This is a genomic window from Pedobacter sp. 05T44 (genome assembly GCF_056395985.1).
On the sequence record NZ_JBFTKO010000007.1, the window covers coordinates 150,749 to 163,528 of the forward strand.

The following is a 12,780-nucleotide window of genomic DNA, read 5'->3' on the forward strand; positions in this document are numbered from 1 at the left end:
CTTAAAAAGGCATTCCTATACCAAAATTGTATTGCACAAAGCGATACCTTTCCGGACTATGGGTAAGGTAATAATCGTCTTTAAACTTCTTATTTCCAGTAAAGAATCGTTTGAACATCCATTGATCGGAACCTTCAAACTGTGGGTCTTTAAGTTTTAAACCCACATCAAACCTAAATACAAAGTACTGCACATCGTACCTGAAACCCATACCAGTGCCCAGGGCAATTTGACTGCCCAGTTTTTTGAAATCAAAATAGGTAGATGGCGTACCGGTTCTGGTCACATTCCATACGTTACCGGCATCTAAAAACACAGCACCTTTCAATTTGGCTCCAAAAAACTTATTCAAGAGTTTATATCTGTATTCTAAATTCGCCTCAATATGCAGCTCGCCAAGCTGATCAAGGCCATATAATGCTCTTCTTAAGGTATCAGTATCAAGCGCCTTTCCCCTATCATAATTTCCAGGCCCCAGGGTTCTGGCCTGCCAGGCCCTAATGCCGCTTGAACCTCCTGCGAAGAACAATTTCTCGAACGGGACCGAATTAGAGTTACCATAAGCATAGCCAATTCCGCTGTTTAAACGGGCAACAAACTGTTTCTCTCCCCCAAGGTTTTTATACCAGCGCAAATCTATCTCCGGCCGCATATATTGGTTAAACGGCAATCCAAATATTGTAGCATATACACTATCTTTCAGATTAGCTTTATTACCAGTAAGACTTGTTGCCAGTTGTAACATGTTACCAGCTAAATCCATGCTTCCCCTAAAATAAATAAAGCTTTCATTTGTCAGCAGTTTATCGGCATTTAGGGAATATGTGTATTTGATACCAAGGGTGATATCTCTTCTGTCTAACAATAAAAGATTATAAAAATTCTTAAGTAACTCTCCTTTATTATTTGGATCTTCAGCATCAAAAAGAAGTCCTCCAAATCTATACTCAAAGTTTAAAGGGGTCACAGAATGGTATTTAGATTTCGATTCTACAAATTCGTAAGTTAGCGAACTAAGAAATACATGGCGTTCAAAAAAACTTTTTTGCTGTGCATATACGTAACTGGTAGAGAATATGGTATGTGGCATACCACCTCTTCTGCCCGGTCTGGCAGTAATAAACGGCAACATTAATCTGGGAACGGTCAGATTAGCACTAATTGAAAAATCGCGCTGATAAATATCCTTGAATATTGAATTCCCCTGCCCAATTCTGGATTGCAGTCCTCCTTTAACCTGAAATTCAAATCGTTCGGCCCCGCGGAACATGTTGTTGTTTGTATACGTATTTGATAAAGTAAAACCAACAGTACCGGCATTAAAAGGCACCTCCCCCTCTACCCGGTTGCTCATTATTTTTTGAGGAATTAACTGGATAACCGGGAACACTTTATTGACACTGTCTTTTGGCCTGTTATAATCTATCTTAACATTTTTAAAAACGTTAAGCTCATACATACGATCATAGGTAAGGTTCTCATTGTAGATATTATAAATCTCGCCCTGATGAAGAAAGTTATACCGTACTATAGGATTCCTCCGAAACTTTTTAGAGAGGTCGGTATACCTTAAACCCCTAAAAACCTTATCGTTCATGTTAAGCGTATCAGGAAAACCATCTGCATTTGGGGCAATAATTACGTTGGTCTCACCAATATAAAACTGCTCATGCTTGGGTTTATCCTGAGGGTTATCTATAATCAGAGTAACATTAGCCTTGCTGGAATTTAAGTTCGAATCGACCTCGTATTTTACGTATGGCCTCGCGAAATCGAAATAGCCCTTCTCCTTCATCACAGTATAGATTCGATCACGTTCGTGGGCTAAAGAATCATCATCATACCTCATCCCCTCTTTCAGAAAAGTTTCAGCGGCCCTACTTTCCATGTAGAATTTATTAACAAGTTCATCAGCGATTTCATACTTTATTTTATTGACATGAAAAACAGGCCCCGGACTTGCCTTAAAAAAAACATCAGCACGTTTCTTTTTAACCTTTATCTCTGATTTTACTTTCGCCATAAAATACCCTTTGCTCATCAGAAATCTTTCAATTTGACCGCGGGAGATCTCTACCAATGCACTATCAAGAATTGGAGGAGGCGTACCAAGCGGTTTTATATTGGAAGTTTTATAACGGCCATCTTTAGTATTGAACATGTTATAAATAATAACATTGATACCAATTGTAGATGTGGGCCTGATATCTTTTTGAATATAATTGAGTGCTTCTTCCTCAAAAGCTTTATCTATGCTGTCAATTTCTACATTTTTAACAATAGATTGGTAGTCCGCAATATATTTTGTTGAGGAGCATCCCGTAACAAAAACCAGAATAAATAGTAATATTGCATGAAAATGGACATTCCTTTTATTATTATAGTATGCTTTCAAAATCTCAGATAGGGTTTATAAAATCGTTACATCAAAAAAAGTACCGTAAAGAAAATGGGATATTTATTATTGAAGGTATAAAATCTATTGTAGAGTTTATTCAATCTTCATACCAAATACATAGCATTTATTATCTGGCTCAATATCAGTCTTTACTGCCCAATTTGCCTGCAAATATAAAGTTATTTGAAATAAACAACGCCGAACTGGATAAGATTAGTACTTTACAAACTCCGCAAGGTGTACTGGCTCTTGTACACATCCCTAAAAGCCGCAGTTTTGATATAAGTAGTCTAAAAGGATCATTTTCTTTGGTGCTTGATGGAGTTCAGGATCCGGGTAATCTGGGTACTATTATTCGCACAGCCGATTGGTTTGGGTTTAAACAGATTATATGTTCTAACAACACCGTTGAAATTTATAACCCAAAAACAGTACAGGCTACAATGGGATCTTTGAGCAGGGTAAATGTTTATTACGAAGAACTTTCTGGATTTTTAAAAGATATTAAAGTACCTATTTTTGGTGCAGTTCTTAATGGAACGAGTATTTATGAAACAAAATGGGGAAATGAAGGCATCGTGATTTTGGGTAATGAAGGACAAGGGATAACACCCGAAATCATAAATTTAATTACCAATCCGGTAACAATACCAAGGGTTGGAGAGGCTGAGTCATTGAACGTTGCAATATCGGCAGCAATTCTTTGTGCAGATATTAATAGAAATTTGCAGAAATAAATTGCATAATAAGTATTATTTACTATTTTTGCAGCCTGAATTTCAGTAGGGTCGAGTGGCCGAGTGGCTAGGCAGAGGTCTGCAAAACCTCCTACAGCGGTTCGAATCCGCTCTCGACCTCAAGATTTATAATAAATAAAAAAAGATTAACATGGCAGTTACCAGATTAAAAAGAAAAGACAGAAGAAATAAAACTTTCGCAAAATTAGATGTGAAAAACTTAAAACTTGCTACTAACATCGAATTGGGTAGCCGTTCACGTCAATCTACAACAGATCAGTTAGCTAAAAACAACGCGGTCTTATTAAAACTTACTGCTAAAGCATAAGTTTCTTTTCTAAAAAGAAATTAGAGCATCTCTGAAAAACAGGGATGCTTTTTTTATGCTCATTTTTTAAACGACTTTCAGACGACTCTTAACGACTTTGAAAAGACTCTGAACGACCTTTATCATTAACAAGGCATGCCTATGTCGTTTTAGGATCGCACAAAAACCGGAGAAGGGATTATCTTAACAGCTCTTTACAAATCCTTTTGATTAGCCCTGGGCCTTCGTAAATGAAACCGGTATACAGTTGAACTAATGAAGCACCTGCATCAAGCATATCCCGTGCATCTTTAGGAGAATGAATCCCACCTACGCCAATTATTGGAAATGCTTTGTTTGACTTGGTAGATAAATACCTAACCACCTCAACAGAACGATGTGTTAGTGGCTTACCACTTAAACCACCCATTTCGCTCTTAAGCGGCTCCGGACTTTGCAGGCTACTTCTATCTATAGTTGTGTTGGTAGCAATTACTCCCGCGATACCTGTAGTCATTACAATTTCAACAATATCGTCCAATTGTTCATTGGTAAGATCGGGTGCTATTTTAAGCAGAATTGGCCTGCTGATGTTATTCTTATTATTGCGTTGCTGTAAAGTATTTAACAGCTCCATCAATGGTTCTTTTTCTTGTAAAGCCCTTAATCCCGGAGTATTTGGAGAGCTTACGTTTACTACAAAATAATCGACTACGTCAAATAAGCGGTCAAAGCATTTTATGTAATCACTTAATGCATCCTCATTTGGGGTATTTTTATTTTTACCAATGTTACCACCTACAACAATATCGCTATTTTTACTTTTTAACAGCCTTAGCCTTTCAGCAAGTGTATCTACACCTTTGTTGTTAAAACCCATTCGGTTGATAATTGCGCTATCATCTTCCAGGCGGAACATCCTTGGCTTATCGTTACCAGGCTGCGGCAATGGAGTTACAGTACCTACCTCAATAAATCCAAACCCAAGATCACTTAGTGCCTCTATGTACTCACCGTTTTTATCGAAGCCGGCGGCTAAGCCTACAGGATTCTTAAATTTGATACCAAAAACTTCGCGTTCAAGACCTTTAATGTTCACATCAAAGCTTCCTCTGAGGATAGTTTCGCCAAGCGGAAAGTGTTCATGAAACCATTTCAGTCGCTTAACGACGAAATAATGCACTTTTTCGGGGTCAAATTGAAAAAATATAGGCTTAATTAAACGGTACATGGGACGAAGATAGGAATTTGTTTGTATTTTTGCAGCCACATGATTTCGATAAACGACTTAACATTCCTGATAGGCTCCAGAGCCTTATATGATGAGGCAAACTGGCACATTAAACCGGGCGACCGCGTTGGGCTAATTGGTGCCAATGGAACAGGAAAATCTACACTTTTAAAAATAATAGTAGGTGAGTATGCTCCTTCTTCGGGTACTATTTCTATGTCTAAAGACTTAAAAATAGGTTACTTAAACCAGGATTTACTTTCTTACGATTCTCACCATAGTATATTACACGTTGCAATGGAGGCTTTTGAACGCCAGAACCAATTGCACGATGAGATTGAGGTATTACTTAAAAAAATAGAAACAGATTATTCTGAAGAGGTTTTAAATAAACTGAGCGATAAGCAACAGGAATTTGAAGCTTTAGATGGATACAATATAGAATATAGAGCTAATGAGATTTTAGCTGGTTTGGGTTTTAGTACCCAGGATCAGTTAAGACCGCTAAATACCTTTTCGGGAGGTTGGCGCATGCGCGTTATGCTTGCCAAAATTCTATTGCAAACACCTGATATTTTATTACTTGATGAGCCTACCAACCACATGGATTTACCGTCTATTAAATGGTTAGAAACTTATCTTGGTACCTTTGAAGGTGCTATTGTAATTGTTTCTCACGATAGGTATTTCCTGGATAAGGTAGTAAACAAAACTGTTGAATCGCGCAAAGGAAAACTAACTTCTTATGCCGGTAATTACAGTTTCTACCTTGAAGAAAAAGCACTGCGCGGTGAAATTCAAAAAGGAGAATTTAAAAATCAACAAGCTAAAATTAAGCAGGAAGAGCGTTTAATTGAACGTTTTAAAGCAAAAGCTTCTAAAGCTAAAATGGCTCAGTCGAGGATGAAAGCCTTGGATAGAATGGAGCGTGTGGAAGACGTGGATGATGACAATCCTACTGTAAACTTCCAGTTTAAATTCTCTAAACCATCTGGCCGTCATGTAATCAGAATTGAAGGCGCCACAAAAAGCTACCCTAATGTAGAGATTCTTGAAAATGCAGAAGGCGTGATTGAAAAAGGCGATAAAATTGCTTTGATTGGTGCTAACGGTAAGGGTAAATCGACCTTGCTTAGAATTATAGCAGGTGCCGAAGGCTTTACAGGTAAATGCGAAACAGGTCATAATGTTACTACTACATTTTTTGCTCAGCATCAATTGGAGTCGTTACACCTTGAGAACACCATTCTTGAAGAATTGCAGGCCTTTGCACCTAAACATACCGACACGGAATTGCGTGGTATATTAGGATGTTTTCTTTTCACCGGTGATGATGTTTTCAAAAAGATCCGTGTATTGTCGGGAGGTGAAAAATCAAGGGTTGCTTTAGCTAAATCGCTAACAACTGACTCTAACTTCCTGATCCTGGATGAGCCGACCAACCACCTTGACATACAATCTGTAAACATCCTGATTCAGGCATTACAGCAATATGAAGGTACTTTTATTGCGGTATCTCACGATAGGTATTTCTTAGATAATGTTGCTAATAAAATTTGGTTCATAGAAGACAAGGACATTAAAGAATATCCGGGAACATATGCTGAATACGAAGAATGGAATAGCAAAAGACCTCCTGCAAAACCTTCCAGTGTTCCTGTAAGACCTGATAAAGAGGTAAAAGAAGTTAAAAAGGCCTTAGAAGAAAAACAACCTGCTACTCCAAACAGTTTGCAACAGCTTAAAAAGCTAAATGATCAACTGAAAAAAATTGAGGTTGAGATTGCAACTTTTGAATCGGATGTTAAGTCTATAGAAGCCGAGATTGCTGATGAAGCAATTTATTCGGATGCAGGTAAACTTGCTGAAACAAATAAAAAATATTTAGCTGCCAAGCATAAGTTGGATACTGCCCAAAATACCTGGGAAGACCTCGCTTCTGAAATAATGGAACTAGAAAGTAAATGATAAAACCTGCAGGATTATTTTTTTTGCTGTTGTTAAGTATACAAATTGCTGTTGCACAAAATCAGCAATTTGTATATGAAAACAAGGTGTACCAACCTACAATAAAGACGGTACAATGTTACAACTCGCAACAAGAACAATCTCTGCCTGTAATTGCTCTGAAATCAAATGAACGATTGGTGTTTTCATTTGACGACCTTAATGCCGGAAGCAAAAATTACTGGTATACGGTTGAACATTGCACTTCAGATTGGAAATCATCCCGCTTATCGACCATAGATTATCTGGAAAGCTTAAGTGAGGATAGGATAACCGAGTATAAATACTCATTTGGAACTATCCAAAAGTACACACATTACCAACTGACTTTACCGAATACTCAGATCAGGCCTAAAATTTCGGGCAACTATATTTTAAAGGTGTATGAAGAAGGTAACCAGCAAAAACCGGTTATTTCTCAGCAGTTTTATGTGGTAGATAATGTGGTAAATATTGGCGTAGATGTAGTGGCCAGTTCACAGGTATCGCTGCGTTTTAGCAACCAGAAGGTCAACTTTACTATTTTACATCAAATGCCTATTCAGAATCCCTATACGGATTTGAAAGCGATAGTGATGCAGAATGGAAATCCGCAGACGGCAATTATAAATACAAAACCGAACTTTATTAAGCCTGGCACATTGGTTTATAACGAGGTAAACAGCAACGATTTCCCGGCAGGTAATGAGTTCAGAAAGTTTGATATCCGTAGCTTACGGTATAAAGGCGATAATGTGCAGGAAATTATAAAGGATACAACCACAAGCGTGGTGCTTTTTCCGGACATCAATACCAGCAAGGCGAAATACAGCAACCTGGTTGATGAGAATGGTAGTTTCTTTATCAGAAACAAAGAAGGCAGCGATGATCCAACAGAAGGTGATTACGCGAATGTGATGTTTACCTTAAATGCGGTACCCCCTACTCCTAATGGAGACGCTTATGTTGTTGGCAGGTTTAACAATTATGTTTTAAACGAGGCCAGTAAGCTTAACTTTGAATCTTCGCGTAAACGTTTTTACGGAAACATATTGCTTAAACAAGGGCTTTATGATTATAAATATGTTTGGTTAAACAAGGATACTGGAAAAATTGACCAGGCAATTTTTGAAGGTTCATTCTTTGAAACTTTAAATACGTACCAGGTATTTGCCTATTATAAAAAACCGGGTATGCGTTGGGAAGAATTAATTGGATATTCCAATGTTGGCAACGTAAAGCGTTAATCAGTTTTTAACACCCAAACTGAAACACTTTTCTGGGCACATAGAAATGCTGCCCATCCCTCTTCATTTACTACCACTTCTTCAGTTATGTTACCAAGTGCATCTGTAAAGGTTTTATTGGCGTGTTTAACACCCATTTCCATGTTTTTAATTCCTGCACCACTGTTACTCATAAGCACCGCAATACCAGAACCTGGATTTTCATCTTCGCCTGCCCTTGTCCACCCTATGCAATTTTGATGATCCAGATAATCGCGCTGAACACCATAAGAAAGATCTTTACGAACCGTACACAGCTTTGGTAATTCGAACACCGCAGAAAGCTCTATTTCTACTTCGTTTCCATTGTGGTCTTTATCTTTATATGCGCTGCCGTAAAGATCGGGATAGAATAAGCAAGGCATGCCCTGCTCACGTAAAAGAATAAGTGCATATGCCAAAGGACGGAACCACGGGGCAACAAATGATTCCAATGCCTGCAAAGGCTGCGAATCGTGGTTATCAACAAATGTGATTGATAAGTATGGATTTATCAACGTAAGTGTTCCTTCAAAAATATTACTGAGGTCGTATGCTTCCCGCTGCTGACTGGCAACATATAAATTTTGATGCAATACCGAATCGAAGAGCTTCATGCGGCCTTCGGTAAGTTCAATGTAAGATTTAAGTTCTTCTACATTATCAACCACCCAGTTCTCACCTACTATAAAGAATTCCCTTTTAAAAGTACTCTTCATATGGTCAATCCATTCATTTAAAAATTTATGGGAGATGTGTTTGACGGCGTCCATTCTAAAACCATCCATTCCACAGGTGTTATAGTACCACTCGCCCCATTCCTTCAGTTCTTGCCTCACGGCGGGATTTCTTGATTCTATATCGTTAAACATCAGGTAGTCGTAATTGCCGTGTTCTTTGGAAGGAACATCTTCCCAACCCTCTCCAAATTCGTTCTGAATTGAAAAAATCCCTCCTTCTTGCAGGTTAGCGGCAAAATCGAGCCCGCTGAAACAATGGTAATCCCAGATAAAACTTGAATATTTACCTTTTCGGCCTGGAAATGTAAATTTAGTCCATGCTTCAATTTCTATAACAGGCGAAATAAACTCTTTACGATTCAGGTCGTTTACTTTCCGCACTTTTATCTTTTCCAGCTCATCTCCACCGGCCTTATGATTAAGCACCACATCGGCAATAGTTGCTATGCCGCTTGCTTTTAGTGCATTAATTGCACTTAAGTATTCTTCTTTAGTTCCGTATTTGGTAGCTACACAATCTTTTTGATCAAACTCGCCAAGATCGAAAAGATCGTAGGAATCGTAACCTACAGAAATATCTCCTGAGGTTGCTTTATAAGCTGGCGGTAGCCAAAGGCCTGTAATTCCGAGTTCAACAAATGTTGGCACCTCTTCGGCAACCCTAATCCATAGCTTAACGTCTTCTTGATAATACCAGTGAAAATATTGTATCAGCGTTTGATTTTTCATGCCGTACAACTAAGATACAAAATCATCAAGAAACCCAAAGCTAGTTGACTCCTTTTATCTCGTAAAAGTGATTATGTTGAATTTTGTTTACTTTTGCCTGAGATGAGTACAAAAGTAAAAAGTCCGAAGGATTCCTTCACCATAATGAATGAGTTGGTATTGCCCAACGATACCAACACGCTTAATAACTTAATGGGGGGCAGATTATTGCATTGGATGGATATTGCTGCTGCAATATCGGCTCAAAAACATTGCAATAGAATTGTGGTTACAGCTTCTGTAGATAATGTATCATTTAAACAGCCTATAAAACTTGGGGATGTAATTACGATTGAGGCTAAGGTTACACGCTCATTTAATACTTCTGTTGAGGTAAGACTGGATGTTTGGGCAGAAAATATTCCTTCGGGAAGCAGGGTAAAATCAAATGAGGCTTACTATACTTTTGTAGCGGTTGACCAAAGTGGAAGAACTATTCCTGTTCCGGAATTGAAACCTGAGACTGAGGAAGAAATCGAATTATTTGCCGGGGCTTTAAGAAGAAGACAATTGCGGTTGATATTGAGTGGAAAGATGTTGCCAAATGACGCTATTGAGTTGAAAGCCCTTTTTTTTAAGGAGTAAACAATAACAGCAGGAATGCTGTTATTAAATAAATAGGAAAAATGACGACGTACACTACACTGATTATTTTAAGCGGCCTGGTCATCTTCTCTTATTTATTTGACCTTGTTGCCAGTAAAACTAAATTACCTTCTGTACTGCTGCTATTGCTTTTAGGAATAGGCCTGCGCGTACTTGTAGATAACCTTAAGATAGAAACCTTCGATTTTCTAAAGATCTTACCTGCTCTTGGTACTGTGGGTTTGATCATGATCGTTTTTGAAGGATCACTTGAACTGAAATACAATCGGGATAAAAATAAAATCATTAAGGGTGCTTTTCTATCGGCACTTGTAATACTGATCGCCTCGGTTTCTGTGATCACTTTTATTATATACGAGATTACCGGCCGCGACCTTTACACGTGCTTTAGCAATGCAATTCCTTTTAGTGTGGTTAGCTCTGCAATAGCTATTCCATCTGCCGCAGCACTATCTAAAAAAGGAAAAGAGTTTATCATTTATGAATCTTCTTTTTCTGATATTCTGGGGATCATACTCTTTAATTTTGCCATATCTAATCCTCACATCTCTACTTCTTCGTTTACTGGCTTAGGACTAAATACGATACTGATAGTTATATTATCGGCTATTTCCTGCATCGTTTTGCTTTATGTAATGGGAAAAATATCACATCACATAAAGTTTTTCCTGATCATCTCTATATTGATAATGGTGTATGCTATTGGGCAGTCGTACCACTTGTCGGCCCTTGTTTTAATACTCTCTTTCGGTCTGTTTTTAAACAATGCAGACACCATCAAGTACGCCTGGTTTAGAAGTATTTTTATTTACAAGAATCTATCTAATGATTTAACACAACTACATCAGTTATCTGCTGAAAGTGCATTTATTTTAAGAACGTTTTTCTTTGTAATATTCGGATTTACAATGAACATTTATCAGCTTAATGATCAAATTGTTCTTGTAAACGGTTTGATTATGCTTGCATCTATCTTTGTGATCAGGTTTGTTTATCTTAAAATCTTTAGAAGGGAAAATAGTGGAGCGGAGGCTTTTATTGCGCCAAGAGGACTGATTAGCATCCTGCTGTATTTTAATTTACCTCATGCGCTTAAAATACCAGAAGTAGGAACTTCTTTCTTATTTGTTGTGGTATTAGGATCGAGTTTGATAATGAGTATAGGTCTGCTCTTAACAAAGAAATATGTAAGAGCAGAACCTTATTCGGGGATGCATTAGCTACCCATCTCTAATATTTTATCAAATTCCTCGGCTTTAAGTGGCATTACAGATAACCTGCCTTGTCTAACCAATGAAACGTCTTTAAGACTTTCTTCTGCTTTGATCTGTTCCAGACTAACAGGATTTTTAAGTGCCTCGACCGGAGCCAGATCTACTACAACCCAGTTAGGGTCACTGGTAGTTGGATCCTGATAAAACTCTTTTACCACTTTTGCTATACCAACTACATTTTTACCTTCATTACTATGGTAGAATAAAACCAGATCCCCTTCTTTCATCTCTTTCAGGTTATTACGTGCCTGATAATTGCGTACACCATCCCAAAAGGTTCTGCCGTCTTTGTTAAATTTCTCCCAGCTATATTTAAAAGGTTCTGACTTCACTAACCAATACTGTGTGTTCTTCATAGTTTAAAAAGGGTTTTTGATACATTCGTTGACAAAACCGCTGACAAAAATATACTTTTTATTCCTTTATTTATATCATTATCTAAAAGAAGTCGTAGCACCTTAGCCCATTAAAACGATTGTAACCAGAACTATTCGGGAAGTACTTTTCGTATCCAATACTAGCCTCAGTAGTACCGCTTGTATTTGTATAATTAATTTTTGAAATGGTAGCATCATGGCTTATACCTAGCCTCACCTTTTCTCCATTACGCCTTCCTTTAAAAAGATCAAAAATAAGAGAAAGAACAACTGCATCAGGGCCGTTCTGGGGGCCCGTTCGATACCAAAGACCTGTATTTAGGCTTTTGTATTTAAATTGAGCTCCCAGACTAACGTTGCTATTACTTGCCTGTCTGTAGTAAACTACAGAAGGTATAAGAGAAGCACCTTCATCTTGGTTATAATCAAAATATGGAGTGAGGGGAATTTTGAAACTTGCGTTTACGGTAATTCTCATTGGAAGCTTGGCTTGCGTTCCGCTAAAGGATTCGTCGGGCCTGTTAATGTGGTGTAATGCCGTCCCAAGCATAAAGTTACGGTAAACAAGGTTTACACCTGTTGCTGCGTCAAAGAAAAACTTATTGGAGATATCATGTGGTTCAGCAGCAGAGATACTGCCAGGAACATATCCTAGGCGAGGATCAATCTGATCGGAAAAGACCAACTTGTTCCAGTCTATCGTTCTATTGGTAAAACCTGCCTGTATACCAAATGACAGTACAAAATCATCGCCACCGACACTGTAAGAATATGTAGCAGCCGCATTGTTTTTAGTTAAATAGGCAGTTCCCTCACTGGAACGATTAAAAATCAATCCCACTCCTCCCGGAAATTTGGCAATATTCAAATCGGCCGAAGCGGAGATATAGGACAGATCACCACTTAAGCCGGACCATTGATTTCTATAAACAAGGTTCATTCTAATATCTCCTTCAAATTGACCGGTTAATGAAGGATTTAAATATATAGGCTGGTTAAAAAACTGTGAATAAATATGATCTTGTGCAGATGCAAATTCAATGCCTATAAAAATTAGCAAAATCAACAGAATCTTTAATGTCTTTGCCATG

11 protein-coding genes and 1 tRNA gene are annotated in these 12,780 nt (G+C 38.0%); 7 read left to right on the top strand and 5 right to left on the bottom strand.

The window, feature by feature from the left end; all coding sequences use genetic code 11:
• Position 1: 1 nt before the first annotated feature.
• Positions 2-2,395 (bottom strand): translocation and assembly module lipoprotein TamL, encoded by a 2,394-nt coding sequence (tamL, locus tag AC1DDK_RS13320; RefSeq protein WP_172659508.1) that lies wholly within the window; start codon positions 2,393-2,395, stop codon positions 2-4.
• Between tamL and AC1DDK_RS13325 the strand changes: the two genes are divergently transcribed.
• From AC1DDK_RS13325 to AC1DDK_RS13335, 3 genes are all read left to right on the top strand, one after another.
• A complete protein-coding gene (locus AC1DDK_RS13325; RefSeq protein ID WP_172659507.1) occupies positions 2,386-3,135 on the top strand; it encodes a TrmH family RNA methyltransferase in 750 nt (249 codons plus the stop codon). The two genes, tamL and AC1DDK_RS13325, sit on opposite strands and share 10 nt — an antisense overlap.
• A 49-nt stretch (positions 3,136-3,184) precedes the next feature.
• A tRNA-Cys gene (locus AC1DDK_RS13330) sits at positions 3,185-3,255 on the top strand.
• Between the two features lie 31 nt (positions 3,256-3,286).
• Positions 3,287-3,463 carry a hypothetical protein gene (locus AC1DDK_RS13335; RefSeq protein WP_048907043.1) on the top strand — a complete coding sequence of 59 codons (177 nt, stop codon included), beginning with the start codon at positions 3,287-3,289 and terminating at the stop codon, positions 3,461-3,463.
• Positions 3,464-3,641: 178 nt separating this feature from the next.
• Here AC1DDK_RS13335 and AC1DDK_RS13340 read toward each other — a convergent pair whose 3' ends face one another.
• Positions 3,642-4,673 (bottom strand): quinone-dependent dihydroorotate dehydrogenase, encoded by a 1,032-nt coding sequence (locus AC1DDK_RS13340; protein WP_337716393.1) that lies wholly within the window; start codon positions 4,671-4,673, stop codon positions 3,642-3,644.
• 39 nt (positions 4,674-4,712) lie between these two features.
• Here AC1DDK_RS13340 and AC1DDK_RS13345 point away from each other — a divergent pair, with 39 nt between their 5' ends.
• Positions 4,713-6,641 carry an ABC-F family ATP-binding cassette domain-containing protein gene (locus tag AC1DDK_RS13345; protein WP_172659505.1) on the top strand — a complete coding sequence of 643 codons (1,929 nt, stop codon included), beginning with the start codon at positions 4,713-4,715 and terminating at the stop codon, positions 6,639-6,641.
• Positions 6,638-7,906 carry a type IX secretion system plug protein gene (locus tag AC1DDK_RS13350; RefSeq protein WP_337716391.1) on the top strand — a complete coding sequence of 423 codons (1,269 nt, stop codon included), beginning with the start codon at positions 6,638-6,640 and terminating at the stop codon, positions 7,904-7,906. The genes AC1DDK_RS13345 and AC1DDK_RS13350 overlap by 4 nt, the downstream gene beginning before the upstream one ends.
• Here AC1DDK_RS13350 and AC1DDK_RS13355 read toward each other — a convergent pair.
• Positions 7,903-9,393: an alpha-amylase gene (locus tag AC1DDK_RS13355; protein WP_172659503.1), complete on the bottom strand. Its 1,491-nt coding sequence runs from the start codon at positions 9,391-9,393 to the stop codon at positions 7,903-7,905. The two genes, AC1DDK_RS13350 and AC1DDK_RS13355, sit on opposite strands and share 4 nt — an antisense overlap.
• A 102-nt stretch (positions 9,394-9,495) precedes the next feature.
• On the opposite strand from AC1DDK_RS13355, the gene AC1DDK_RS13360 reads away from it, so the two are divergent.
• Positions 9,496-10,017 (top strand): acyl-CoA thioesterase, encoded by a 522-nt coding sequence (locus tag AC1DDK_RS13360; RefSeq protein ID WP_172659502.1) that lies wholly within the window; start codon positions 9,496-9,498, stop codon positions 10,015-10,017.
• Between the two features lie 41 nt (positions 10,018-10,058).
• Positions 10,059-11,258 carry a cation:proton antiporter gene (locus tag AC1DDK_RS13365; protein WP_477611865.1) on the top strand — a complete coding sequence of 400 codons (1,200 nt, stop codon included), beginning with the start codon at positions 10,059-10,061 and terminating at the stop codon, positions 11,256-11,258.
• On the opposite strand, the gene AC1DDK_RS13370 is transcribed toward AC1DDK_RS13365, so the two are convergent.
• Together AC1DDK_RS13370 and AC1DDK_RS13375 are read right to left on the bottom strand one after the other, a co-directional pair.
• Positions 11,255-11,668: an EVE domain-containing protein gene (locus AC1DDK_RS13370; RefSeq protein ID WP_172659501.1), complete on the bottom strand. Its 414-nt coding sequence runs from the start codon at positions 11,666-11,668 to the stop codon at positions 11,255-11,257. The two genes, AC1DDK_RS13365 and AC1DDK_RS13370, sit on opposite strands and share 4 nt — an antisense overlap.
• A gap of 82 nt (positions 11,669-11,750) precedes the next feature.
• The gene (locus tag AC1DDK_RS13375) at positions 11,751-12,779 is read right to left on the bottom strand and encodes a PorP/SprF family type IX secretion system membrane protein (RefSeq protein ID WP_337716389.1); all 1,029 of its coding nucleotides are present in this window, start codon (positions 12,777-12,779) and stop codon (positions 11,751-11,753) included.
• Between the last annotated feature and the right edge of the window lies 1 nt (position 12,780).